The organism is Streptomyces gelaticus (assembly GCF_014649535.1).
Taxonomy (GTDB): domain Bacteria; phylum Actinomycetota; class Actinomycetes; order Streptomycetales; family Streptomycetaceae; genus Streptomyces; species Streptomyces gelaticus.
Map to the genome: position 1 here is coordinate 547,909 of NZ_BMTF01000001.1, position 23,804 is coordinate 571,712.

At 69.9% G+C, this 23,804-nt stretch carries 21 protein-coding genes and 1 riboswitch; of the genes, 10 read left to right on the forward strand and 11 right to left on the reverse strand.

Features of this window, described 5'->3' with window-relative positions:
• Window positions 1-21: 21 nt before the first annotated feature.
• Genes IE107_RS02485 through IE107_RS02495 form a run of 3 tightly spaced genes read right to left on the reverse strand, consistent with a single transcriptional unit; the run spans window position 22 to window position 2,698 of the window.
• Window positions 22-393 carry a DUF779 domain-containing protein gene (locus IE107_RS02485; protein WP_189540451.1) on the reverse strand — a complete coding sequence of 124 codons (372 nt, stop codon included), beginning with the start codon at window positions 391-393 and terminating at the stop codon, window positions 22-24.
• Entirely contained in the window at window positions 390-1,103 is a 714-nt protein-coding gene (locus IE107_RS02490; protein ID WP_189540453.1) for a response regulator, read from the reverse strand. The genes IE107_RS02485 and IE107_RS02490 overlap by 4 nt, the downstream gene beginning before the upstream one ends.
• A complete protein-coding gene (locus tag IE107_RS02495; RefSeq protein WP_189540455.1) occupies window positions 1,100-2,698 on the reverse strand; it encodes a sensor histidine kinase in 1,599 nt (532 codons plus the stop codon). Before IE107_RS02495 ends, IE107_RS02490 begins: the two co-directional genes overlap by 4 nt.
• Before the next feature lie 218 nt (window positions 2,699-2,916).
• Between IE107_RS02495 and IE107_RS02500 the strand changes: the two genes are divergently transcribed.
• From IE107_RS02500 to IE107_RS02510, 3 genes are read left to right on the forward strand one after another with little or no spacing between them, the layout of a single operon-like run.
• Complete coding sequence (locus IE107_RS02500; protein ID WP_189540457.1) at window positions 2,917-3,732, forward strand: ABC transporter ATP-binding protein; 816 nt, start codon at window positions 2,917-2,919, stop codon at window positions 3,730-3,732.
• Window positions 3,722-4,585, forward strand: coding sequence for an ABC transporter permease (locus IE107_RS02505; protein ID WP_189540459.1), 864 nt, complete (start codon window positions 3,722-3,724; stop codon window positions 4,583-4,585). The genes IE107_RS02500 and IE107_RS02505 overlap by 11 nt, the downstream gene beginning before the upstream one ends.
• Window positions 4,586-4,638: 53 nt before the next feature.
• Window positions 4,639-5,676 carry an ABC transporter substrate-binding protein gene (locus tag IE107_RS02510; RefSeq protein ID WP_189540461.1) on the forward strand — a complete coding sequence of 346 codons (1,038 nt, stop codon included), beginning with the start codon at window positions 4,639-4,641 and terminating at the stop codon, window positions 5,674-5,676.
• Window positions 5,677-5,748: 72 nt separating this feature from the next.
• Here the strand turns inward: IE107_RS02510 and IE107_RS02515 are convergent, their stop codons facing one another.
• Complete coding sequence (locus IE107_RS02515) at window positions 5,749-6,963, reverse strand: polysaccharide deacetylase family protein (protein ID WP_229866647.1); 1,215 nt, start codon at window positions 6,961-6,963, stop codon at window positions 5,749-5,751.
• An 83-nt stretch (window positions 6,964-7,046) separates the two neighbouring features.
• Window positions 7,047-9,080: a transglycosylase domain-containing protein gene (locus tag IE107_RS02520; protein ID WP_189540463.1), complete on the reverse strand. Its 2,034-nt coding sequence runs from the start codon at window positions 9,078-9,080 to the stop codon at window positions 7,047-7,049.
• A gap of 644 nt (window positions 9,081-9,724) precedes the next feature.
• Here IE107_RS02520 and IE107_RS02525 point away from each other — a divergent pair.
• Window positions 9,725-10,936, forward strand: a complete 1,212-nt coding sequence (locus IE107_RS02525) for an MFS transporter (protein ID WP_189540466.1) — start codon at window positions 9,725-9,727, stop codon at window positions 10,934-10,936.
• An 83-nt stretch (window positions 10,937-11,019) separates the two neighbouring features.
• On the opposite strand, the gene glpK is transcribed toward IE107_RS02525, so the two are convergent.
• The 3 genes from glpK to IE107_RS02540 form a co-directional block, all read right to left on the reverse strand.
• Window positions 11,020-12,537 carry a glycerol kinase GlpK gene (gene glpK, locus IE107_RS02530; RefSeq protein WP_189540468.1) on the reverse strand — a complete coding sequence of 506 codons (1,518 nt, stop codon included), beginning with the start codon at window positions 12,535-12,537 and terminating at the stop codon, window positions 11,020-11,022.
• Between the two features lie 45 nt (window positions 12,538-12,582).
• A complete protein-coding gene (locus IE107_RS02535) occupies window positions 12,583-13,428 on the reverse strand; it encodes an MIP/aquaporin family protein (protein WP_189540470.1) in 846 nt (281 codons plus the stop codon).
• A gap of 136 nt (window positions 13,429-13,564) precedes the next feature.
• Window positions 13,565-14,038 carry a MarR family winged helix-turn-helix transcriptional regulator gene (locus IE107_RS02540; RefSeq protein ID WP_189540473.1) on the reverse strand — a complete coding sequence of 158 codons (474 nt, stop codon included), beginning with the start codon at window positions 14,036-14,038 and terminating at the stop codon, window positions 13,565-13,567.
• Window positions 14,039-14,095: 57 nt separating this feature from the next.
• Between IE107_RS02540 and IE107_RS02545 the strand changes: the two genes are divergently transcribed.
• Complete coding sequence (locus tag IE107_RS02545) at window positions 14,096-14,935, forward strand: alpha/beta fold hydrolase (protein WP_189540474.1); 840 nt, start codon at window positions 14,096-14,098, stop codon at window positions 14,933-14,935.
• Between the two features lie 13 nt (window positions 14,936-14,948).
• Here IE107_RS02545 and IE107_RS02550 read toward each other — a convergent pair whose 3' ends face one another.
• On the reverse strand, window positions 14,949-15,350 hold the full coding sequence (locus IE107_RS02550; RefSeq protein ID WP_189540476.1) for an ArsR/SmtB family transcription factor: 402 nt from the start codon (window positions 15,348-15,350) through the stop codon (window positions 14,949-14,951).
• A 103-nt stretch (window positions 15,351-15,453) separates the two neighbouring features.
• Between IE107_RS02550 and IE107_RS02555 the strand changes: the two genes are divergently transcribed.
• The 3 genes from IE107_RS02555 to IE107_RS02565 all read left to right on the forward strand — a co-directional run bounded on the left by IE107_RS02555 (window position 15,454) and on the right by IE107_RS02565 (window position 18,885).
• Window positions 15,454-17,433 carry a heavy metal translocating P-type ATPase gene (locus IE107_RS02555; protein WP_189540478.1) on the forward strand — a complete coding sequence of 660 codons (1,980 nt, stop codon included), beginning with the start codon at window positions 15,454-15,456 and terminating at the stop codon, window positions 17,431-17,433.
• 332 nt (window positions 17,434-17,765) lie between these two features.
• On the forward strand, window positions 17,766-18,107 hold the full coding sequence (locus IE107_RS02560; protein WP_229866648.1) for a hypothetical protein: 342 nt from the start codon (window positions 17,766-17,768) through the stop codon (window positions 18,105-18,107).
• 103 nt (window positions 18,108-18,210) lie between these two features.
• Window positions 18,211-18,885: a DUF305 domain-containing protein gene (locus tag IE107_RS02565; RefSeq protein ID WP_189540481.1), complete on the forward strand. Its 675-nt coding sequence runs from the start codon at window positions 18,211-18,213 to the stop codon at window positions 18,883-18,885.
• An 81-nt stretch (window positions 18,886-18,966) separates the two neighbouring features.
• On the opposite strand, the gene IE107_RS02570 is transcribed toward IE107_RS02565, so the two are convergent.
• On the reverse strand, window positions 18,967-20,637 hold the full coding sequence (locus IE107_RS02570; protein ID WP_189540483.1) for an ABC-F family ATP-binding cassette domain-containing protein: 1,671 nt from the start codon (window positions 20,635-20,637) through the stop codon (window positions 18,967-18,969).
• Between the two features lie 607 nt (window positions 20,638-21,244).
• Window positions 21,245-21,433, forward strand: a riboswitch (cyclic di-AMP (ydaO/yuaA leader).
• A gap of 2 nt (window positions 21,434-21,435) precedes the next feature.
• Here IE107_RS02570 and IE107_RS02575 point away from each other — a divergent pair.
• The gene (locus IE107_RS02575; RefSeq protein ID WP_189540485.1) at window positions 21,436-21,924 is read left to right on the forward strand and encodes a transglycosylase SLT domain-containing protein; all 489 of its coding nucleotides are present in this window, start codon (window positions 21,436-21,438) and stop codon (window positions 21,922-21,924) included.
• Here the strand turns inward: IE107_RS02575 and IE107_RS02580 are convergent.
• Window positions 21,918-23,087, reverse strand: coding sequence for an FAD-dependent monooxygenase (locus IE107_RS02580; protein ID WP_189540487.1), 1,170 nt, complete (start codon window positions 23,085-23,087; stop codon window positions 21,918-21,920). The genes IE107_RS02575 and IE107_RS02580 overlap by 7 nt on opposite strands.
• Before the next feature lie 122 nt (window positions 23,088-23,209).
• Between IE107_RS02580 and IE107_RS02585 the strand changes: the two genes are divergently transcribed.
• Entirely contained in the window at window positions 23,210-23,773 is a 564-nt protein-coding gene (locus tag IE107_RS02585) for a TetR/AcrR family transcriptional regulator (RefSeq protein WP_189540489.1), read from the forward strand.
• Window positions 23,774-23,804 lie beyond the last annotated feature (31 nt).

The following is a 23,804-nucleotide window of genomic DNA, read 5'->3' on the forward strand; positions in this document are numbered from 1 at the left end:
CGGGCGACCGTTCGCGGCGGGTCAGTCCCCGTCCGGGCCGGCCAGCCGCGAACGGATCAGGAACCGCACCCCCTCCGGGGCCTCCAGCGAGAATCCGCTGCCCCGCCCCTCCACCACGTCGACGATCAGGCGGGTGTGCGCCCACAGTTCGAACTGGCTCCTCGACATCCAGAAGGGGATGCTCTCCGCCACCCCGGCGACGTCGAGCGAAGCCACCAGCACATCGGAGCCACCGGTACGGAACTCGCCGTCCCGGTAGCACATGGGAGCGCTGCCGTCGCAGCAGCCGCCCGACTGATGGAACATCAGCGGCCCATGCACCTCTCGCAGCCGTCGCAGCAACTCCGCCGCCGCGGGAGTGAGTTCCACCGGCGACGCGCCCGACGGGCTCATCGCAGCGGCTCCGGACGGAGATTCGCCCATGCGTAACGGTGCTCGGGGCGGCCCGTGTCGCCGTACTTGAGGCTGAGACTGATCCGGCCCGCGCCCTCCAGATACTTCAGGTACCGCTGGGCGGTGGAGCGGCTGAGCCCCGCCCGCGCCGCCACTTCGTGCGCGGACAGCGGCCCCTCGGCGGCCGACAGGACATGGCGGATGACATCCGCGGTCGGTGCGGAATGCCCCTTGGGCATTCCGGCCGCCGGGCCGGACTCCGCGGTACGGAGGGCACCGAAGATCTGGTCGACCTGCTCCTGTCCGGCCTCGCCGCGGCCGGCGCCCACGCCGTCCAGCGTCCGGCGCAGAGCCGCGTAACTCTCCAGCTTGGACCGCAGCCCGCCGAAACTGAACGGCTTGACCAGGTACTGGAGTGCCCCGTACCGCATGGCGGTCCGAACGGTCGACACATCTCGGGCCGCGGTCACCATGATCACATCGGCCGGGTGACCGAGCTGGCGCAGCCGTCGCACCAGCGTCAGCCCCGTCTCGTCCGGCAAATAGTGATCGAGGAGCACGAGGTCGACATGATCGCGCTCCAGGAAGGACAGCGCCTGAGCGGCGGTGTGCGCACGCGAGATGACCCGGAAGCCGGGGACCTTGGCCACGTACGCGGCATTGATCTCGGCGACCCGGAAGTCGTCGTCCACCACCAGGACATCGATCATCGCGACTCTCCCACTTCTGTCAGCGGCCGGACGGTGAGCGCCTCGGGCAGGACGACGGTGAAGACCGCGCCGCCGCCGGCGCGGGCCGTGACGCGGGCCGCGCCACCGTAGCGCTCGGCCAGCCGGCGCACCAGCGCCAGTCCCAGACCGCGCCCTCGGTGCGCGGGGGACTCCTTGGTGGACCACCCCTCGGCGAAGATCTGTTCACGCATCGTGGGAGGCACACCGGGCCCGTTGTCACTGACCCGCAGCACCGCCGTGCTGCCCTCCGCGAGCAGTTCCACCTCGATGAGAGTGGCGACGTCCAGCGCGTTGTCGATGAGGTTTCCGAGAACGGTCACCAGATCGCGCGGGTCCACCACCACGTCAGGGAGCCGGGTGCCCGGCGAGATGCGCAGCGACGCGCCCCGCTCCGCCGCGATGGCCGACTTGCCCACCAACAACGCCGAGAGCAACGGATCGTTGACGCGCTCGGCGACCTGCTCAGCCGAGGCCCGGTGACCTTCGGTCACCTCCACGACGAATTCCACCGCGGCTTCGTGCCTGCCGAGCTCCAGCAGACCGAGCAGGGTGTGCAGCCGGTTGGCGTGCTCGTGGTCCTGGGCTCGCAGCGCGTCCAACAGCCCGTGGGTGGAGTCCAGTTCACGGCTCAGCAGCTCCAGCTCGGTGCGGTCGCGCAGGGTCACCACGGCCCCGCCGTCGCCGGTGGGCATCCGGTTGGCTATCAGCACCCGGCCCCGGCAGACGGTGATCAGGTCGGCGCCGTAGACCCGCCCCGCCAGCACCTCCGCCGTACGGCCCGGCGGCAGGACCTCGCCCAGCGGGCGCCCGACGGCCTGCTGGTCCAGCTCCAGCAGGCGCTGCGCCTCGTCGTTGAGCAGCCGGATCCGGCCCCGCGCGTCGAGGGCGAGCACCGCCTCGCGGATGCTGTGCAGCATGGCCTCGCGCTCGTCCAGCAGCGCGGAGATGTCGGTGAAGGCGAGCCCGTGCGTGCCGCGCTGGAGCCGCCGCGAGACGGCCAGCGCGGCCAGTACGCCCACCGCGAGCGCCGCACCGGAGTAGAGCAGCAGACCGGGAATGGTTCCCAGCAGCCGGTCATGGACGCTGTCGTAGGCGATGCCCACCGACACGGCGCCCACGATGTGCCGGCGCCCGTCGCGGAGCGGGACCTTCGCCCGTGCCGACCTGCCCAGCGTTCCGTCGTCGATCTGCATGATCTCGCGGCCGCCCAGAGCGGTGCTGGGGTCGGTCGAGACGTGCTTGCCGATCTGTGCGGTGTCGGTGTGCGACCAGCGGACCCCGCGGGTGTCCATGACGACGATGTACAGGGCTCCGGTGGCCCGCCGGATCCGTTCGGCCTCGGCCTGCACCGGGCCGCCGGGGCTGGGGTCGGTGCTCCGCAGATCGCGTACCAGCCCGGGTTCGGCGGCGGTGGTCTGGGCGATGGAAAGGGCCTGGTGCATCGCCTGGTTGTCGAGCTGATGGCTGAGCGGGGCGAGGAAGAGCCCCGTGATCAGCATGATCACTCCGGTGGTGATGGCCACCTGGGTGAAGAGCACCTGGGCGAAGACACGGCGGGGCCAGTGAATGCGCATGTGCTCGCCCTCTGCCTTCCTCCGGCCAGGAACATGATGCTCCGTTTCGTCCTCGTGTGAACGCAACGTAAACGCCGTGGTCGCCGATGACCAGTCCTCGTGTCGCATTCGTTGCCGGAGCGCGAGCAGAACGAGCAGAACCCCGCGTTATGGGCAGAACCCGGAGTTGTGGGCGCAAGGGTGCCCGCGCCCGCGGGGCGCCTCTAGCGTCCCGCCCCATGAACAGCGAAACGAGCCCCGCCATCGAGCTGCGGGGGGCGAGCAAAGCGTTCCGGACTCCGTCGGGGACGCTCCACACCGCCGTACGGGATCTGGACCTGACGATCGGGCGCGGCGAGTTCGTCGCCGTGGTGGGCCCCACCGGATGCGGCAAGTCGACCACGCTGACCCTGGTCAGCGGCCTGGAGGAACCCACCGAGGGCGAGGTGCTGGTGGCCGGGGAGCCGGTGCGCGGCATCGGCGACAAGGTCGGCTTCGTCTTCCAGCAGGACGCGGTCTTCCCGTGGCGGACCGTGCTGTCCAATGTGATGGCGGGTCCCCGCTTCCGCGGTGTGGCCAAGCCCGAGGCGAAGGAGCGGGCCCGGGAGTGGCTCGCCAGGGTCGGCCTCTCCTCCTTCGAGGACCGCTACCCCCACCAGCTGTCCGGCGGTCAGCGCAAGCGTGTCGCGCTCGCGGCCACGTTCGTCAACGACCCCGAGATCCTGCTCATGGACGAGCCGTTCTCCGCGCTCGATGTGCAGACCAGGGCCCTGATGTCGGACGAACTGCTGGAGCTGTGGGCCGGCACCGGCGCCTCCGTCGTCTTCGTCACCCATGACCTGGAGGAGTCCATCGCGCTGGCCGACAAGGTCGTGGTCATGACCGCCGGACCCGCCACGGTCAAGGAGGTCTTCGAGATCGGCCTGCCCCGTCCCCGCAAGGTCGAACAGGTCCGGCTGGAACCGAGGTTCGTCGAGATCTACCGGGAGATCTGGTCCTCGCTCGGCGAAGAGGTCCGCATCACACGCGAGAGGGGTGCCCTCGATGTCGCCTGACACCGTCACGGCGAGTGCCGCCGTCATCGGGACCGATCGGGCCCGGGCAAGGGCGCGGGCCGCCAGGAACCGCACGTACCTGGTGACGGGCAGCCGGATCGCGGTCCTCCTCGCGGTCGTCGGACTGTGGGAATGGCTGGCCCGCACCGCGGTCATCGACCCGTTCAACTTCTCCATGCCGTCGAAGATCTGGGACCAGATCCGGACCTGGGTCGTCGACGGAACCGCCCAGGGCTCTCTCTGGGAGCAGATCTGGTACACGCTCTACGAGGCGCTGCTCGGTTGGGTCATCGGTGTGTTCGCCGGTGTGGTGCTGGGCATCGCGCTGGGCCGTGTCCGGTTCGCCGCCGATGTCCTCGGGCCGTACATCAAGGTGCTCAACGCCTTGCCCCGTATCGTGCTCGCGCCGATCTTCCTGATCTGGTTCGGCCTCGGCCCGGCGTCGAAGGTCGCCTCCGCGGTCGTCCTCGTGTTCTTCCCCGTCTTCTTCAACGCCTTCCAGGGTGCTCGGGAGGTCGACCGCGATCTCGTCGCCAACTCCCGCATTCTGGGCGCCAGCAACCGCCAGGTCACCCTCCAGGTGGTCATCCCCTCCGCCACCTCGTGGATCTTCACCAGCCTGCACGTGAGCTTCGGCTTCGCACTCATCGGCGCGATCGTCGGTGAGTACATCGGGGCCACCAAGGGGCTCGGACTGCTGGTCGCCGCCTCCCAGGGCACGTTCAACGCCGCCGGCGTCTACGCCGCGATGGTCATCCTCGCGATCGTCGCCCTGCTGGCCGAGGGCCTGCTGACCTTCCTCGAAAAGCGGCTCTTCCGCTGGAAGCCGGCCGAGGCCGGCAGCGCGCGCTGACGCCCCGCGGCCCTCCGTATCCCCGCCCCATTCTTCACAAGGACGTGAATCAGATGCGTACATCCACCCGGATCCCGGCCCTCGCCGTCGCCGGCGTACTCGCCCTGACCGGCCTCACCGCCTGCGGCGGCGGCTCCACCTCGGCCTCCGGTGGCAAGGACGACAAGGTCAAGATCATGGTCGGGGGCCTGGACAAGGTCATCTACCTGCCCGCGATGCTGACCGAGCGGCTCGGCTACTTCAAGGAGGAGGGCGTGTCCGTCCAGCTCCTGACCGAGCCCGCCGGCGTCCAGGCCGAGACGGCGCTGGTCTCCGGCGATGTCCAGGGCACCGTGGGCTTCTACGACCACACCCTCGACCTCCAGGTGAAGGGCAAGCAGGTCGAATCCGTCGTACAGTTCTCCCACGCCCCGGGCGAGGTCGAGATCGTGTCCGACCGGGCGGCGGACGACATCAGGTCGGCGAAGGACTTCAAGGGCAAGAAGCTCGGCGTGACCGGCATCGGTTCCTCCACCGACTTTCTCACCAAGTACCTCGCCGTCAACAGCGATGTGCAGACCAGCGAGTTCACGCCGGTCGCGGTGGGAGCCGGGCAGACGTTCATCTCCGCCCTCCAGCAGGGTTCCATCCAGGGCGGCATGACCACCGACCCGACGGTCGCCACCATCCTGGACAAGAAGCTCGGCAGGATCCTCATCGACATGCGGACGCCCGAGGGCTCCAAGGAGGCGCTCGGCGGGCCCTACCCCTCGTCCAGCCTCTACATGCAGACCGAATGGGTCAACAGCCACAAGGAGACCGTCCAGAAGCTGGTCAACGCCTTCGTCAGGACGCTGAAGTGGATGTCCACGCACAGCGCGGAGGAGATCGCCGCGAAGATGCCCGCCGACTACGCCCAGGGCGGCGGCAAGGCTCTCTACGCCCAGGCCATCAAGAGCACGCTCCCCATGTTCACCAAGGACGGCGTGATGCCCGCGGACGGTCCCGCCACCGTCGAGCGGGTTCTGAAGGCCTTCAACCCGAATCTGAAGGACGCCGAGGTGGACCTCTCCAAGACGTACACCACGGAGTTCGTCGAGAAGGCGAACTGACCGCGGCGCCGACGGCACCCGCAACCCGGGCAGCGCGGCTCCGGCCGGAGCCGCGCTGCCCGGTCCCGTTCCCTACTGTTTCCAGTTCGGGGGCTGGGCGGGGTCGAGGGTCCGCCACTGTGCGAGAACCTTGGGGTCCTGTGCGTCGAGCCAGTCGGCCAGTTCACGGAAGGACACGCAGCGGACCTCCTTGCGGGGGCAGACCTCGCGCATCGTCTCCTCGACGGCATCCATGTAGATGCCGCCGTTCCAGTCCTCGAAGTGGTTCCCGATGAACAGTGGGGCGCGGCTGCCGTGGAAGACCCGCTCGAAACCCGCCATGTACGCGTTGCGTGCCTCCTCGCGCCAGGTCGCGTACTTCGCCGGGTCGCCCTCGGTGCTGCCCTTGGACTGGTTGTAGAGGAAGTTGAAGTCCATGGACAGCACCTGGAACTTCTTGCCGGGGAACGGCAGCATCTGGAGCGGGAAATCCCAGACGCCCTCCTTCTTGGACGGCCAGATCTGGAAGTCGCCCGGGGAGCTCGCGTCGTAGCGCCAGCCGAACGGCTTGGTGGCCGACAGCAGGGTCTTCTGGCCCTCCAGACAGGGCGCCCGACCGCCGACGACCTCACGCGTGGGGTCGAAGGGGAGCGGATCGAGGTCCTTGTAGCCGGTGTTGGTCTTCCAGTTCTGCACGAAGGAGTAGAACTGGCCGATCTCGCTGATCCACTCGTTCTTGTTCCAGTCCCCACCGCCCTTCTTCTCGCAGAAGTGGCCGTTGAAATGGGACCCGATCTCGTTGCCCTCCTTCCACGCACCGCCGAGCTGGTCCAGTGTCATCCGGATGTGTTCGCGCGTCGGGTACGAGATCGCGGCGGCTCCGGTCTTGTGCTGGGGCGGCCGGTAGAGGTCCCGCTTGTCCTTCGGGAGGAGGTAGATGCCGGTGAGGAAGAACGTCATGTGGGCATTGCTCTCCTTCGCCGCCCGGCGGAAGCGCGAGAACATGTGGTCGTCGCCCTCCAGCGCGCCGTCCCACGAGAACACCACGAACTGGGGCGGCCGCTCACCCCGCTTGAGCCGCTCGGCCTTCATCCGGCCCGGCTGCGGGCCGGTGTAGGACGTGGAGCCGTCACCCAGGATCTTGATCTTTCCGTCCCAGTCCTCCTCCTCCGTGCTCGCGTCCTCCCCGCGGTGCTCGGTGGCGGTCGGCTTCGGCGCGGCGACGGTGCGTGCGTCCTGCTGCGGAGTCCGGCCGTCCGAGGCTTCGCCGGACAGCAGCGGGACGAGTGCCGCGGAACCGGACACCACGAGGCATACCGTGATCCCGAGGACGATACGGGGCGTGAGCCGGGCCCGTATGCGGCGAACAGGGGTTTTTCCTTTGGTATCTGTCACTTCGTCATGGCTTCCATGTATGTGTTCCAGATCTGGGCCGGGAGCTTCCCGTCGTCCGCCGGACCGCCGGCCAGCCCCTTGAGCGGCAGCGGTGCGAGGCTCTTCGTCAGGTCCATGCGGTAGACGACGACGGCGGTGGACGCGGTGGGGCCGTATCCGACGTACCAGCGCGCGGTGTCGTCCTCGGTGGTGCCGGCCTTGGTGGCGGCCGGAGTGAGGGACACCGCACCGTTCCTGCCGCCGGGCCGGACGAGCGATGCGGTGATCTCGTCGGCGACTTCGGACCGCACGGCGCGCCTGGGGCGCGGCAGGTCGAGCCGGACCGGCTCGCCATTGCGGGTGACCTTGCGGACCGAGTACGGATCCGTGTGCACACCGCGGGCCGCAAACGTTCCGTACGCGTCGGCCATCCGGATGGCGCTGGGCGTGGAGTTGCCCATCGCGAATGCCGGGACGGGCGGGCCGAAACTGGAGGGGAGGAGCCCCGACGCCTCGGCCGTGCTGCGGACCAGCTTCAGGCCCGTGTCCATGCCGAGTTGGAGGAACGGGGAGTCCACGGACTTCGCCATGGCCTCGTGCAGGCTGATGGGGCCGTAGGAGGTGCCGTCGTCGTTGTGCCCCTTGACCATTTTTCCGCTGCGGTCCCAGTAGGGGCCTTCGGGCGTCATGACCGGGATGCCGTCATCGCCGTCGTACACGGTTGCCGGTGTGATGGTGGAGCGCGGACCGTTGCGTTTTTGCGACACCCCGTGCTGGAGCCCGGCGGCGTAGACGAAGGGGGTGAAGGCCGAACCGGCCGGTACGGTACCCGCGTTGGACTCGTTGAACGCCTGCCGCTCGAAGTCGGGCCCGCCGTACACCGCGAGGATCCGGCCGTCCGGGGCAACGGACGCGGCCCCGAACCGGACGAACCGGTCGGCCTTGCGCTGTTCGGGGTCGAGCGCGCGGCGTGCGTCACGGACGGACCGTGTGAGGGCGGTCATCCGCGGCTTCTCGAACGTCGTGTAGATCTGGTAGCCGCCGAGGTCGAAGCGTGCGTCGGAGATGTGTGCGGCCCGCTTGGCGTACGACTCGGCGAGCTGGACGAGATAGCCGTCCTGTCCGCCCGCGCTGTTCGGCCGGTGCGGGGGCTTCGGCTCGGGGAAGGTGGTGTACGTGGCCCGTTCTGCCGGGGCCAGCTTGCCGATCTCCACCATACGGTCCAGCGTCCACCGCCACCGCTCGACGGCGCGCTCACGGTTGCGGGGATTGACGGCGGGGTCGTACAGCGAGGCCCCCTTGAGCAAAGAGGCGATGAACGCGCCTTCGCTGGCGTTGAGTTGGGTGACCTCCTTGCCGTAGTAGGCCTGCGAGGCACGCTGGAGGCCGTAGGTGCCGCGGCCGAACCAGCTGGTGTTCAGATACTCCTGGAGGATCTCGTCCTTGCTCAGGCGGCTGTCCAGCTTGACCGCCATCAGCATCTCGGTGAACTTCCGCGAGAACGACTGGTCCTGTGAAAGATAGACGTTCTTGACGTACTGCTGGGTGATGGTGGATCCGCCCTGGGTGTCACCGTCGCTGACCGTGCGCCACAGCGCGCGGGTGATGCCCTGCGTCGAAATGCCGTGGTCGGAGTAGAAGTTGGCGTTCTCGGCCGCCAGTACGGCCCATCGGACGTGATCGGGGATCTTCGAGAGCGGCATCTCCTGGCGGCTCACCCAGCCGGTCCTGGCCATCGGTGTGCCGTCGGCCCAGTAATAGACGGTGTCCTGCTGGGTGGCGAAGGCGTTGAGGTCCTCGGGTATGTCCGTACGCGCGTAGGCGATCCCCACCACGGTCGCCAGCGTCGCGGTGAACATCAGCACCGAGCCCAGGACCAGCCGCCACGAGGGCACCCACCTTCGCCAGCCCCGCCGGCCCGCGCGCGGGAAGTCCGGTCTGCGCGGCAGGCGGGCGAACGGGCGCTTCGTCTGTTTCCGGCGCCCCGTCCCCGGGACCAGCGCGGTCCGTGCGGCCCGCGCCGTCCTGCTGAATATGTTGTGCTGTGTCATTCCGTCCAGCCATGACAGGCCGGGCCGGCCGCAGACCGCGACCGCGCCCGTGCAGTGGTCATTGCGTCCGCGGCCACGCACCGGCACAGCCGGCCTCCCCCATGGCCTCGCGGACTACTGCTTGCGTCGAGCGGGCGGCGGGATCACTCGTCCCTGCCGGTGTATGCCATGTGTGTCCTCAGGTGCAGGTCAGCCTGTCCGGCTGCTGATGGGGCCGAAACGCCCGGAGTGCGGACGATTCGCTCCGCTCTCGACGACTCCGCCACAGCAAAGGCCAAAGCATGACCGAGAGTTCTGTCGCGAAGTCACGTAAAGATAACAGGCATCCAGGAGAGGTTGTGCCGCCCGGCACCGCTCGTGTCCGACGGCTGGTCGGTGCCCATCCGGCAGACTGGGACACCCGGCATCGAACCGGCCATTCCGCTTCTCGGTGATCGCCCGGATCCGCCGGAACCGGGCCCGGCCGCAGCAGGGCGAAGGGTATGAGGGGGCCGTCAAGAGCCGTACCGGCCAATGGCGGCAGGCACACGAGGCGGCGCCGTGGTGGTACCGGGCGTCGCCCGCCTAAGGTCTGAGCGCGCGCAACCGCCCCGGCCGTTGATCCACCGCCACGCCCGGACGACGCATCGCACAGGGGGGAAGCAGTGCCGCGTGCCGCAACCACCGCCCTCGGCCGACAGCGCCCCGGCTACCGGCAGTTCCTGCCGGTGGTGCAGGGCGCCACACTGATCGAGTGGACCGGGACGGGGCTCTTCCTCGCCGTCTCGACCATCTACTTCGTCAAGGCCGCCCATCTCAGCACCTCGTCCGTCGGCACCGGCCTGACCATCGGCGGTGCCGTCGCCATCGCCGCCGCCGTGCCCGTCGCCCGACTGGCCGCCCGCTTCGGGGCGAAGCCGGTGCTGATCGGTGTGATGCTGTTGCGCGCGCTGGCCACCGTCGGCTATCTCCGGGTGGACGGCTGGTGGAGCTTTCTCCTCGTGGCCGCCGCCATCGCCGTCACCGAGCAGTCCTCACCCCCGCTGGTCCAGTCGTACGTCGGCGCTCGCACCCCGGAGAACCTGCGCGCGAAGGTGATGGCCGTGCAGCGCACCGTCGTCAATCTCGGCATCAGCCTGGGCGGGCTGATCGCCGGAGTCGCCCTGGGCTCCGGCGCACCGGAAGCCTTCCGGCCGCTGCTGATCGGCGGCGCACTCGCCAATGCGGTGGTGGCCGCGGTGTACGCCGTCGCGCCCGGCGGGGAAGCGGCCACCACGGTCGGGAGCGCCCGGATCACGGATCTGCTCAAGGACCGCCGACTGCTCGGCTTCACCGCGTACAACGCACTGGTGTCGCTCTGGATGCCGGTGCTCAATGTGGCCTTCCCGTTGTGGCTCGTCACCGGGACGCAGGTGCCGGAGCGGTACGTCGGCATCCTGTACGCCGTCAACACCGTGCTGTGCATCGCTCTCCAGTACCCGCTCAACCGCTGTTACCGCACCACGCGCCGGGCATGGCTCTCGTACGCGGCCGCGGCGCTGCTGCTCGGCTGCGGCGCCCTGGCCTTCGCCGCCGCGCCCGGCTTCGGGCCCAGGGAGGCGCTGCTGGTGCTCGGCGCGGCCGTCGTCCTGCTGACCTTCGCCGAACTGCTCCAGGTCGGTGCCTCGTGGACGCTCTCCTTCGCCCTGGCGCCGGAAGAGGCGCGCAGCGCCTACCTGGTGCTGTTCAACACCAGCCGCACCGTGGCCAACCGGGTCGCGGGCCCGGTGCTGATGACCGGCGTCGTCCTCGCCCTCGGCACGGCCGGCTGGATCGCGCTCGCCTGCACACTGCTGCTCGGTGCTCTCGTTCCCTTCGTGATGCTCCGCGGTGCATGACCGAGCGGGTCCGCCAGGATCACGATGAAGGCGTGAAGGCGTGAAGGCGTGAAGGCACGGCGCCGGCGACCGAAGGCGCGGGCTCATCCCACCTCGACCCAGTCAAGTGTGCGTTCCACGGCCCTCTTCCAGTTCGCGTAGCCCTCGGTCCGCTGTTCCTCGCCCCACTGCGGCTCCCAGCGCTTCGACTCCTGCCAGTGCTCCCGCAACTCGCTCTGGTCCTGCCAGAATCCGGTGGCCAGACCGGCCGCGTAGGCGGCACCGAGCGCGGTCGTCTCGGCGACGACGGGACGGCTGACGGGAACCCCGAGCACATCCGCCTGGATCTGCATGCAGAGGTCGTTGGCTGTGACCCCGCCGTCGACCTTGAGCACGTCGAGGTGGACGCCGGAATCCTGCTCCATCGCCTCCACCACGTCCCGGCTCTGGTAGCAGATGGCCTCCAGGGTGGCCCTCGCCAGATGGCCGTTGGTGTTGTACCGGGCCAGGCCGACGATGGCACCCCGGGCGTCCGAGCGCCAGTACGGGGCGAAGAGCCCGGAGAAGGCCGGCACGAAGTACATCCCGCCGTTGTCCTCGACCGTCCGGGCGAGGCGTTCGCTCTCGCTCGCGGTCGTGATGATCTTCATCTGGTCCCGCAGCCACTGCACCGCGGACCCGGTGACCGCTATGGAGCCCTCCAGGGCGTAGACCGGGGGGCTCTGCCCGAACCGGTAGGCGACGGTGGTGAGCAGGCCGTGCTTGGACCGGATCAGTTCCGTACCGGTGTTGAGCACGAGGAAGTTGCCGGTGCCGTACGTGTTCTTCGCCTCGCCCGGCTCGAAGCACACCTGCCCCACCGTGGCCGCCTGCTGGTCGCCGAGCACCCCGGTGATCGGGATCGCGGCGCGCAGCGGCCGGGACGTGCGCGACCGGCCGTACGCCTCCGCGTCGGAGGAGGGCCTGATGGTCGGGAGCATCGCCCGGGGGATGCCGAAGATGTCCAGCAACTCGTCGTCCCAGTCGAGTGTCTCCAGGTTCATCAGCATCGTCCGGCTGGCGTTGGTCACATCGGTGGCATGGATTCCGCCGTCCGGACCGCCGGTGAGGTTCCACAACACCCAGCAGTCCGTGTTCCCGAACACAGCATGTCCCTGCTCCGCGGCCGCACGGACCCCTTCGACATTTTCGAGAATCCACTTGATCTTCCCGCCGGAGAAGTAAGTGGCCGGAGGGAGACCGGACTTGCGCCGGATGATCTCGCCGTACCCTCCGTTCTCCAGGGCCTTGGCGATCGAGTCGGTCCGGGTGTCCTGCCACACGATGGCGTTGTAGTACGGCCGGCCGGTGCGGGGGTCCCAGACGACCGTCGTCTCGCGCTGGTTGGTGATCCCGATGGCGTCGAGATCCGTGCCGCTCAGGCCTCCGGTGCGCAGAGCGGTCTGCATCACTGAGTTGGTGCGCTCCCAGATCTCCACCGGATCGTGCTCCACCCAGCCCGAACGGGGCAGGATCTGCTCGTGCTCCAATTGATGTCTGGCCACTTCGTTTCCGTCGTGATCGAAGATCATGAAGCGGCTACTGGTGGTGCCTTGGTCCACTGCGCCGATGAAGTCCGCCATGGCATGCTGCCTCTCCTGAGTCCGGGCCCGGTGATGGACCGGGCGTCACTTCTCCGGGAGTAGGGGGATGGTGCCTTCCGGCTCCTCCTCCGCCGAGGGCAGAAAGCGGCCGATGAAGGTCTTGTAGGCGAACGCCCCCACCAGGCCCCCGACGAACGGGCCCACGATCGGCACCCAGAAGTAGAAGTTGCCGTACTGGTCCCGCCATGCTCCTCCGTAGCCGGTGAGGAAGCTCGCGAGCCGGGGGCCGAAGTCACGTGCGGGATTGATCGCGTACCCCGCGTTGGTCCCGAACGCCATGCCGATGGCCACCACGATGAGGCCCACGATGAACGGGCTGAGGTTGACGCCTGGCGGAGTGTTGAGGAGATCGGTGACTGCGAAGATCAGCAGTACGAGAATGGCGGTGCCGATGACCTGGTCCCGCAACGCCCCCCATTCGTGGACCGGCAGTGCGGGGTTTCCATTGGCGGGCAGGGTGGAGAACACGATCTGTGTCTTGATCGTGTGTCCGGGGTCCGCCTCGGCCAGCGCCTCCGTGTAATTCCAGCGGACCAGCAGGGCCGCGACGAATGCCCCCGCGAGTTGCGCGAGGGAATAGGGTGCGACCTTCTTCCAGGGGAAGTCCTTGAATGCGGCGAGCGAGAGAGTCACCGCCGGATTGAGATGGGCTCCGCTCAGTCTGGCCGCCACGTAGATGCCCAGAGTGACTCCGAGACCCCAGGCCCAGGCGATGCTGTCGTGATTTCCGAGGCCGCCCGGCGGATCGGTGAGCGCACCGCCGGCCACGACCTGGGCCACGACGCCGCAGCCGAAGAGGATCAGAATCATCGTGCCCAGAAACTCCGCCGAGATTTCCCCGACGATTCCGGACTTCTTGAGCCGCTCCATGGGGATCTCGCTTCCTGTCGATCACCGACTCCTGGCGGCATAGATCCAGATATGAGCGTAAGCGGCGGTAATTGGTTCCGCATGCGGTGGCGGATGCGCCGTTTCCGTCGGGTCCCGGGCAGTGCCTCGCGCGGTCTCAGTCCACGTCGACCTGGTCGAAGAGGTCCAGCATCCTGCCGAGTACGCGCAGACAGGCCGTCACCTCGGTATCGGTCAGATCCCCCTCCACCTGACGCAGCAGGGACTGCTCACGGGTCAGGGCCGCGGTGATCGCTGCCCTGCCGCTCCCGGTCAGCCGGACCAGGGACGACCGCTGGTGGGCGGGATTGGGGATGATCTCGACCAGTTGTCCGGCTGCGGCGTCATTGACCATGCGCTGCACGAACTGCCGGCTCAGCGCCTGTGCCCGGCCCATCTGCGGGACCGTCATCGGGCCGTGTTCACGCAGCAGGTCCAGTACGGCGCGTACGCCCACGGACAGGCCCTCGATCGGTGCGGCCTGCTCCACCTTGCGCTGCACGCGCCGGTAGAGCGGGCCGACCAGGGCGAAGACCTCCGTGAGCCGGTGGGCGAGTTCCTCGGGCGCCAGGGGTGCATCGTTTTCGGTCATGCAGTCATCATGACACCTCGGTTGTCAACGTGACGGATGGATGGCACCTTGGTTGTCATGAATGCTGCCTCCGAGCTGAAATCCTTCGAGACCGACGACGGCCGCCTCGTCTACCGCGACACCGGCGACGGCCCGCTTCTGGTGCTGCTGCACGGCGGATTCCTGGACCACGGGATGTGGGACGACCAGGTGCCGGATCTCGCGCGGGGCCACCGCGTGATTGTGCCGGACGCCCGCGGGCACGGCGGATCGTCCAACGCGAGCAGGCCCTTCCGGCACACGGACGACCTGGCCGCCCTCCTGCGTCACCTCGACGCCGGGCCCGCGGTCCTGGCCGGCGTTTCGATGGGGGGTGCCACCGCGGTCGACACCGCGCTCGAACACCCCGGTCTGGTGCGTGCGTTGGTCGTCAGCGGGGCAGGGACGAGCGAGCCCGAGTTCCACGATTCCTGGTCCCGCCAGGTCCTGGCCGAGCAGGCCCGCTCGCTGGCCGCCGGTGACGTAGCGGGCTGGACCGACGCCTTCATGCTCTTCGCGGCGGGGCCGCACCGCACACTCGGCGACGTCGACGGCGCCGTTGTGCGACGCCTGCGCACGATGGCCGAGGGGACGCTGGCCAAGCATGGCGCGGACGAACCCGACTGGCGCGTGCCCGTTGCCGACACCTGGGCGCGGGTGGCGGAGGTCGACGTCCCGGTGCTGGCCGTATCGGGCGGCATCGATTCGGATGATCACCTCGCCATGGCCCAGCGCCTCGCGCGGACGGTCGTCGACGGTCACGAGGCGACCGTCGAGGGGACCGCTCACTATCCCAACATGGAACGCCCGGATGCCTTCGGCGAGATCCTCGGGGACTTCCTGGCGGCCGTATTCGCCCGGGAGGGCGGCGCCGTGTGACGCGCGGCGGGGCTCAGCGCAGGGCGGCCGTCGTGCCATCGGCTCCGGCGGCCCCCTGTCCGGGGGTGTCGTGGAGGCCGAGGCGCAGGTGTTCGACGTGGAAGAGGGCCTGGTCGAGGAGTTCGGCCACGTGGTTGTCGTACAGCGCGTAGATCACCGAGCGGCCCCGGCGCTCGCCGGTGACGAGGCCCAGGTTGCGCAGCAGCCTCAACTGGTGGGAGCAGGCGGACTGCTCCATACCGACCGCCTCGGCCAGCTCCGTCGCGGGGCAGGGGCCTTCCTGGAGTCGGGCGAGGATGCGGAGCCGGGAGGGCGTGGCGAGGGCTTGAAGGGTGGAGGCCACATCGGTGGCTCCCACCGCGTCGAGGCGCTCGCGCGCGGTGGCGGCAGTCTTCGCGTCAACTCCGTGGCCCATGGCCTCATCCTACGGAGAATGATGCATGAATGGGTGTTCATGTGGTCCTGTATGGTGCGGAGGTCGAACCACTCCGCCTTCTCGCGTGAAGGATCACCACCCCATGTCTTCCACCGTCACCCGCCCGGCCCCGTCCACCGGCCCGGTCCGGGGCGCGGGCGCGGCCGAGCGGCGCACCCGGATCCTGGCACTTCCGGAGGCCCGATGGGCAGCGGCCGCGCTGGTGCTGTTCCTGGCCGCGCTCCCGCTGCACCTGCTCGGCGCCCCGTGGTGGGCGTGGGGCCCGCTGTACGCGCTCACCTATGCTGCGGGCGGCTGGGAGCCGGCCCGGGAGGGGCTGAAGGCGCTCGGCGAGAAGACCCTGGACGTCGACCTGCTGATGGTCGTCGCGGCTCTCGGCGCGGCGGCGATCGGGCAGGTGCTGGACGGCGCCCTGCTGATCGTCATCTTCGCCACCTCGGGCGCCCTGGAGGCATTCGCCACCGCACGCACGGCGGACTCGGTACGCGGACTGCTCGACCTGGCACCCGCCACGGCCACCCGCCTCCACGAGGCGGGTACCGAAGAGACCGTGCGCACCGAGGAGCTGACGGTCGGGGACGTGATCCTGGTACGCCCCGGCGAGCGCGTCGGAGCCGACGGCCGGGTCCTCGACGGGGCGAGCGAGGTGGACCAGGCGACCATCACGGGCGAGCCGCTTCCGATGCCCAAGGGGCCCGGCGACGAGGTGTTCGCGGGAACCCTGAACGGCACCGGGGCGCTGCGGGTGGCTGTGGAGCGCGATCCGGCGGACTCGGTGATCGCCCGGATCGTCGCCATGGTCGAGGAGGCCTCCGCGACGAAGGCCCCCACCCAGCTCTTCATCGAGAAGGTCGAACAGCGCTACGCGATCGGCATGGTGGCCGCCACCGTTGTTCTGTTCGCCCTGCCCCTGGCCTTCGGCGCGGCTCTGCAGCCGACACTGCTCCGGGCGATGACCTTCATGATCGTCGCATCGCCGTGCGCAGTGGTCCTGGCCACGATGCCGCCGCTGCTGTCCGCCATTGCCAATGCCGGGCGGCACGGGGTGCTCATCAAGTCCGCCGTGGTCATGGAGCGCCTCGGCCGGATCGACGCCGTGGCACTGGACAAGACCGGCACCCTGACCGAGGGCACGCCGCGCGTCACCGACATCCTTCCGCTCGCGTCCTCGGGCCTGACCGAGGACGCCCTGCTCACCCTCGCGGCGGCGGCCGAGCACCCCAGCGAACACCCTCTCGCCCGCGCCGTCACCGAAGCCGCCCGCGCCCGCGGACTCGCCGTGCCCCCGGTGGCGGACTTCAGCTCCGCCCCGGGCGTCGGCGTCACCGCCACCCTGGACGGCCGGAGCGTCGCCGTCGGCAGCCCGGCCCGCCTGCGGGACGCCCGGACCGGTGCCGACGGAGCGGTCGCCGAGCTCGCCGCCCGGCTGGAGGAGGACGGCCGCACCGCCGTACTGGTCGTACTCGACGGCACGTCCGTCGGTGTCCTGGGCATCGCCGACCGGCTGCGCACCGGTGCCCGGACCACCGTCGCCCGCCTCACCGGACTCACCGGGCGCGCCCCGGTGCTGCTCACCGGGGACAACCCGCGCGCCGCGGCCCGCCTGGGCGCCGACACCGGGATCGTCGACATCCGGGCCGGACTGCTGCCGCAGGACAAGGTGCACGCGGTCAAGGAGATGGAGACCGCCGGGCGGAAGGTGCTCGTGGTCGGGGACGGGGTGAACGACGCTCCGGCACTGGCCGCCGCCCACTCGGGCATCGCGATGGGCAGGGCGGGCTCCGACCTCGCCCTGGAGACCGCCGACGCCGTGGTCGTCCGCGACGAACTCGCCACCGTCCCCACTGTGGTGGCGCTCTCGCGCCGGTGCCACCGCCTCGTCGTGCAGAACCTGGTGATCGCGGCCGTCTTCATCACCGGACTCGTCGTCTGGGACCTGGCCGGCACGCTGCCGCTCCCACTGGGGGTCGCCGGGCACGAGGGCTCCACCGTCGTCGTCGGCCTCAACGGCCTGCGCCTGCTGCGCGACGCCGCCTGGACACGGGTCGGCGGTGACGGCTGAACCGGCCACCGGGCGGCAGCCTGCGGCGGGTCCTGTTCGACATGATCGAGGAGTACGCCCGCCGCGTCGGCCACGCCGACCTCATTCTCGGGAGTCGGTGGACGGTCTCGCCGGCGAGGACCGGCCACCCTGACGCTGCACCCGTCCACCGGCCGCCACCGGAACGGAGGACCGCGCCGCGCCACGGGGAACCCGGTGGGGGTATCGTCGGGCCCGCACCGCACGACCCGTACGACCGAGCATGCGAGGCAGATGTGGATCGCCGACGGACACGCACACCGGGCACGTCCCGGCTGTTCGTGCTGTGTGCGGTCCTGTGCGGACTGTTCCTCATGCACGGCGCGCCGGCGAGCGCCGCGGAGGGCTGTCACGACGCGATGGCCATGAGCGCGGCCGCGCCCGCGTCCATGACGACGGCCCACGGCCACTTTGCCGTGCGGGGCGACGAGGGCTCCGCGCACGTGGGCGCCGTCGCGCCCGCGACGGACGGGGAGTCGTGCGTATTCACTCACACCCGTGACCAGGTGCTGCCGCTGCTGATGGCGCTGGGCCTGGTGCTTCTGGCCGTCGGGGCGCTCATCGGGCACCGTGCGGCCGTACGCGGACCGGCCAGGCGGGGACCGCCGTTCGCCGGCAGGGAACTGCTGCTCCAGGTGTGCGTCGCGCGGACGTGACAGGAATCCGCCGGTCCACGGCCCTTCGGGCCCGGACCGGCCGGACGACCCTGTCCCTTTCGCGCGCCATGGATGTGGCGCGTCCACCTGGAAAGAACCCGAGATGTCCGTTTCCCTGTCCTCCGCCGCCCGCCGCCGCACGCTCGCGGCCGCCGGCACCGTGGCCGCCCTCGCTCTGACACTGGTGGCCTGCGGCTCCTCCGACGGCTCGAAGTCCGACGGTTCGTCCATGCCCGGCATGGACCACGGCTCGGGCAGCGCCTCCGCACCGGCCACCCCCGGCGGCACGTTCAACGACGCGGACGTGAAGTTCGCGCAGCAGATGATCCCGCACCACCAGCAGGCCATCGAGATGGCGAAGCTGGCCGACGGCCGCGCCGCCGACCCCGAGATCAAGAAGCTGGCCACCGCGATCGAGAAGGCCCAGGACCCCGAGATCAACACGATGAAGGGCTGGCTCACCGCGTGGGGCAAGCCGCTGCCCTCGGGCTCGTCCTCGATGGGTGACATGCCCGGGATGGACCATGGGCCGGACGGTTCCGGAATGCCCGGAATGATGTCCGACAAGGACATGAGCGAGCTGTCGGCCGCCAAGGGCAAGGACTTCGACAAGAAGTTCGCCCAGCTGATGACCGGCCACCACCAGGGCGCGGTCACCATGGCCGAGGAAGAGCGCAAGAAGGGTGACAACGCCGACGCGAAGAAACTCGCCGGTGCCGTCGTCACCGCTCAGACCGCCGAGATCGAGCAGATGAGCAAGATCATCGACAGGCTCTGAAATCGCGGCGCGGGTGCGGGCCTTCGCACGACCATCCGCATGGAGTCGTGCGAAGGTCCGCACCCCGGTCCCTCGGCCGGATCAGACCGGGCTCGCGTGCTCCGGCGCCGCGAGCAGATCGCCCACCTCCTGGGCGGTGGTCTCCCGTAGTTCCTCGCCGACGAGCAACCAACGGGTGATGCCGAGCGATTCGAGGAAGGGCAGATCGTGACTGGCGATCAGGAGCGCCCCCTCGTAGGACCCGAGCGCACCGGTCAACTGCCGCACGCTGGCGATGTCGAGGTTGTTGGTCGGCTCGTCCATCATCAGCAGTTGCGGCGCCGGTGCGGCGAGCATGGTCGCCGCGAGGGCGGCGCGGAAACGTTCTCCGCCCGAGAGGGTGCCCGCCGGCTGCTCCGCGCGCTTCCCCTGGAAGAGGAAGCGCGCGAGCTGGGCGCGGATGTGGTTGTCCGTGGTCCCGGGGGCCATCCGGGCCACGTTCGCCGCGACGCTCAGCTCCTCGTCCAGTACGTCGAGCCGCTGCGGAAGGAATCGCGTCGGCACGAACGTCCTCGCCTCGCCGGACAGGGGGGCCAGCTCACCGGTGAGGGTGCGCAGCAACGTCGTCTTCCCGGCGCCGTTGCGGCCGACGAGAGCGATCCGCTCGGGTCCCCGCACCTCGAGGCTGCCCCCGCTCAGGCTCCCGAACCGGGGGCGCAGCTCGTGCAGGCTCAGCACCGTGCGTCCGGCGGGCACCGCCGTGCGGGGAAGGCTCACGCGGATCTCGGCATCGTCGCGGATCGCCTCCGCGGCCTCCTCCCGGCGCTCGCGCGCCTCGCTGAGCCGCTCCTCCTGGACGCCGCGAAGCTTGCCCGCCGACTCCTGCGCGGACCGCTTGCGGCGGCCGGCCAGGATCTTCGGGAGACTCCCCGCGGCCTCGGTCTTCCTGCCATTGCGCTGGCGTCGGGCCAGCTTCACCCGGGCCTCCTCCAGTTCGCGTTTCTGGCGGCGCAGATCGGCCTCCGCGGCCCGCAACGTCCGTCCGGCGGCCTCCTGTTCGGTGGCCACGGCTTCCTGGTAGGCGGACCAGCCACCGCCGTACCAGTTCACGGATCCGGCGCGCAGTTCGGCGATGCGGTCCATGCGCTCCAGGAGTTCGCGGTCGTGGCTGACCACGACCAGCACGCCCGAGCGCCAGGAGTCGACGGCCTCGTACAGTCTCCGGCGGGCGAACGCATCGAGGTTGTTGGTGGGTTCGTCCAGGAGGAGTACGCCGGGACGGTCCAGCAGCAGTGCGGCCAGGCGCAGCAGGACGGTCTCGCCGCCCGACAACTGACCTACGGTGCGGTCCAGTTCGACGTTCCCGAGTCCGAGTGAGCCCAGGGTCGCCAGGGCCCGTTCCTCGACGTCCCAGTCGTCGCCGATCGTCGCGAAGTGCTTCTCGTCGACGTCCCCGGTCTCGATGGCGCGCAGCGCTTCGCGCCGCTCGGCGATGCCCAGGGCCCGGTCCACCCGCAGCGTGGTGTCGAGGGTGATGTTCTGCGGAAGGTGGGCGAGACTGCCGCCGACGGTCACCGACCCCTGGGAGGGGCGCAGTTGACCGGCGAACAGTCGCAGCAGTGTGGACTTGCCCGCGCCGTTGGTGCCGACGAGGCCGACGCGGCCCCGGCCGATACTGAGCGAGAGCCCGTCGAAGACGTTCGTGCCGTCCGGCCACCGGAAGGACAGGGCCGAGCAGGTGAGCGAAGCGCCGGGGGTGGTGGGTGTTGCCATGGTGTTCCTCGCATTCGCAAGCGCGGTGGGTGGGGGCTTCGTATGCGAGCACCACGCGGCGACCGAGCAGCAGAGGAAGGTGCGGCTGTCCTGAGGATCGAGCGGACGGCTCATGCACCGAGGTCGCATCCACGCGGGGTCACGGGCAGTGCGGGGCACTGCTACGGCGTGACGGGCGTACGGGCGGAGCCGTACGGCGTGATGTTCGCGGACCTCAGATGCGCAACGTCCACCTCTATCGGAGACAACAGGACATCAGAACCATAACGGCGGGGAGGGGGGATGGCAACGCCTTTGGGTATCGGGGAGGGGGAGCGGCGATGTGAGCCTCCCATGTCGACACGCTCGGCCCGTTAGGAGTGTTCTGTCCGAATTGCTCTTTTAGTGGTGAGGTGAAATATCCCTTTTGCGATTTCGTGGCGCGAGTCACGTTCGAGTCCCCCTGCGTCGCGTCACGCGATCCGATTCCCTTTCCGCGCAAGGAAGGGGGAGGGGTCGATGTGAGGTGGATTACTGCAATTCTCATGATTCGATCTTGTAAGTGAATTGCATAAGGAAATCAGGGGCTTGTCCCTTTCAGTCCCTCTCGCCTACGGTCACCGTCAATCCGGACGGAACGCCGAATCCTGCCGCTGTCCGGCAATCCGACCCACTCGTGTACGGCAGGAGCGGGGGACCCAGGTAGGCCGCCGGTCCGGTATCCGGAACGGCTCGGGGTGAAGCCGCGTTCGTGCGCGGCCAGGCATCTCCCGCCTGAACCCGACAGCTCACCTCGCAGGCGACGGAGAGGAATCCACCATGCCCGCAACGGGTACGTACCGTCGTCGCAAGTCCACCTCACTGACCCGGGGCTTCATCGCCGTGGGCACGGGCGCGGCCGCCCTACTGCTTCCGCTCATCGGCGCCGGCGCCGCATCGGCGGCCCCGGCGCAGTCCGTCAGCGCCGCGGCGCCGGCCGCGACGTACGCGAACAATCTGGACGGCTGGATCAAGGAGTCGCTGGCCGTCATGGCCGAGCACGGCATCCCCGGCAGCTACGACGGCATCCACCGCAACGTGATGCGCGAGTCCTCCGGCAACCCCCGGGCCATCAACAACTGGGACTCGAACGCCGCGGCCGGGACGCCGTCCAAGGGCCTTCTCCAGATCATCGATCCGACCTTCCGCGCCTACCACGTGCCCGGCACGGCGATGGACGCCTACGACCCCGTCGCCAACATCACCGCAGCGTGCAACTACGCGGCCGCCAAGTACGGCTCCATCGACAACGTCTTCGGGGCCTACTGAGGTACGGAACCCAGCCGCGGGGGCGTCCAGTCGGCATGGCGCAGGATCGTGCGGACGGTGAGGCGGGACGGCGCGAGGCGCAGCGCCGTGTTGCGCAGTGCGACGGCGGCCGGACGGGACAGCTGCTGACCCATCCGTCCGGCCTGGCGGGCGGCCCGTGCGACCGACTGGCTGCGGGGCCGGCGCTCGGCGTCGTAGCGGCCGAGCGCCGACTCGACGGTGGGCCCGGCGGAGAGCGCGGCGGCCAGCGTCGCCGCGTCCTCCAGTGACTGGCAGGCCCCCTGCCCGAGATTCGGGGTCATGGCGTGGGCGGCATCGCCGAGCAGGGCGATCCGGCCCACCGCATAGGACGGGAGCGGGACGACCAGCTCGTTGACGTCGTGGTGCAGGACGGCATCGGGCCTGGTCGACGCGAGCAGCGCCGGAATGGGATCGTGCCATCCGTCGAACCGGCGGCGTACCTCGGCGAGCGGATCCGGATGCCGCACCCCGGCAGGGGAGTTGAGCACCGCGTGCCACTCCGCCCGGCCGTCCGCGAAGGCGATGTGGCCGAACTCGGCCCCCGGCCCCCAGGTCAGCTCGAAGTCCGTGGTCAGGCCGACCGGGGACTCCGTGATGGCCCGCAGTACGGTCGAGCCGCTGTAGGCCGGACCGGGGTGCCCCGGGAACAACTGGGCGCGCAGCCGGCTGCCGATTCCGTCGGCGGCCACGACGAGATCCGCCTCGAAGGCGGAGTCACCGGCGGCGAGGCGGACCCGTGAGGCGTCGGAGCGGTCGACGGACGTCACCTCCGCGCCGACGGTCAGGTGTGCGGGAGGCAGGGCCTCGCGCAGCAGGCGGTGCAGCACGGCCCGTGGGATGCCCACGATCGGGGTCCCCAGCTCGCGCTCCAGCGCGGCTCCGTCCATGCGTGCCAGCAGGCGGCCGTCCGGGGTGCGGGTGCCACCGGTGTACTGCGGCCGCGCGGCCGCCCGCACCGCCGCGCCGACACCGAGGGCGTCCAGCGCACGCAATCCGTTCGCGTGCAGGGAGATGCCCGCGCCCGCGTCGTCGAGGGCGCGGGCGCGCTCGACGACCATCACCTCCCAGCCGATGAGGCGCAGTCCGATCGCGGCGGCCAGCCCGCCGATGCCTCCGCCGACCACCACCGCGCTGCCGCCCATGCGGATCCCCTCTCCTGCGCCGCCTCGGCTTCACATCTGCAGAAGTCTCATGCACTCACAGAAGTTTTCTACAGGTGTAGAAGGAGCCTACTACGCCGGCCCTACAGGTGTAGAAAGGGGGGATGACCACAGACCGACGGACCGTCCTCGCCGATGCCGCCATCGGCGTATTGGCTCAGGAGGGGATGCGCGGTCTGACCCACCGGGCCGTGGACCGGGCGTCGGATCTGCCGCCGGGCACCACCTCGGCGTACTTCCGTACCCGCCGGGCGCTGCTCACGGGGCTGGTCCGACGGCTGGTCGCCCTCGACCAGGCGGAGTTGCAGGCGGCCGGTGAGCAGGCAGGGATGCCGCGCGATGCGGACGAACTGACGGACGGGCTCGCCGGCTTCGTGGAGCGCCGACTGGCCGGAGAGGGGCGGCGGAGATCGCTCGCCCGCTATGCGTGCGCCGTCGAGAGCGTGCGTCACCCGGAGCTGCGCGAGATTCTCGTACCGCGCGAGAACGCAGCACGCGAGACCATGCGGGCCTTCCTGGGCGCGCGAGGCGTGGCCGATGCCGAGGGGCGGACGCTCACGCTGCTGGCCTGCGTGGACGGGTTGGTGTTCGACCGGCTGGTGGGCGGCGGGGGAGTGCTGAGGGACGAGATCGCGGGACTGGTCGCCGCGGCGCTCCGAAGTACGTGACGGTCGCCGTGCAATCACCTTGCGGCACCCG

Coding starts and splice junctions, on each gene's coding strand:
- IE107_RS02485 (WP_189540451.1), bottom strand. CDS start 393: ATGAGCCCGTCGGGCGCGTCGCCGGTGGAACTCACTCCCGCGGCGGCG.
- IE107_RS02490 (WP_189540453.1), bottom strand. CDS start 1,103: ATGATCGATGTCCTGGTGGTGGACGACGACTTCCGGGTCGCCGAGATC.
- IE107_RS02495 (WP_189540455.1), bottom strand. CDS start 2,698: ATGCGCATTCACTGGCCCCGCCGTGTCTTCGCCCAGGTGCTCTTCACC.
- IE107_RS02500 (WP_189540457.1), top strand. CDS start 2,917: ATGAACAGCGAAACGAGCCCCGCCATCGAGCTGCGGGGGGCGAGCAAA.
- IE107_RS02505 (WP_189540459.1), top strand. CDS start 3,722: ATGTCGCCTGACACCGTCACGGCGAGTGCCGCCGTCATCGGGACCGAT.
- IE107_RS02510 (WP_189540461.1), top strand. CDS start 4,639: ATGCGTACATCCACCCGGATCCCGGCCCTCGCCGTCGCCGGCGTACTC.
- IE107_RS02520 (WP_189540463.1), bottom strand. CDS start 9,080: ATGACACAGCACAACATATTCAGCAGGACGGCGCGGGCCGCACGGACC.
- glpK (WP_189540468.1), bottom strand. CDS start 12,537: ATGGCGGACTTCATCGGCGCAGTGGACCAAGGCACCACCAGTAGCCGC.
- IE107_RS02535 (WP_189540470.1), bottom strand. CDS start 13,428: ATGGAGCGGCTCAAGAAGTCCGGAATCGTCGGGGAAATCTCGGCGGAG.
- IE107_RS02540 (WP_189540473.1), bottom strand. CDS start 14,038: ATGACCGAAAACGATGCACCCCTGGCGCCCGAGGAACTCGCCCACCGG.
- IE107_RS02545 (WP_189540474.1), top strand. CDS start 14,096: ATGAATGCTGCCTCCGAGCTGAAATCCTTCGAGACCGACGACGGCCGC.
- IE107_RS02550 (WP_189540476.1), bottom strand. CDS start 15,350: ATGGGCCACGGAGTTGACGCGAAGACTGCCGCCACCGCGCGCGAGCGC.
- IE107_RS02555 (WP_189540478.1), top strand. CDS start 15,454: ATGTCTTCCACCGTCACCCGCCCGGCCCCGTCCACCGGCCCGGTCCGG.
- IE107_RS02560 (WP_229866648.1), top strand. CDS start 17,766: ATGCACGGCGCGCCGGCGAGCGCCGCGGAGGGCTGTCACGACGCGATG.
- IE107_RS02565 (WP_189540481.1), top strand. CDS start 18,211: ATGTCCGTTTCCCTGTCCTCCGCCGCCCGCCGCCGCACGCTCGCGGCC.
- IE107_RS02570 (WP_189540483.1), bottom strand. CDS start 20,637: ATGGCAACACCCACCACCCCCGGCGCTTCGCTCACCTGCTCGGCCCTG.
- IE107_RS02575 (WP_189540485.1), top strand. CDS start 21,436: ATGCCCGCAACGGGTACGTACCGTCGTCGCAAGTCCACCTCACTGACC.
- IE107_RS02580 (WP_189540487.1), bottom strand. CDS start 23,087: ATGGGCGGCAGCGCGGTGGTGGTCGGCGGAGGCATCGGCGGGCTGGCC.
- IE107_RS02585 (WP_189540489.1), top strand. CDS start 23,210: ATGACCACAGACCGACGGACCGTCCTCGCCGATGCCGCCATCGGCGTA.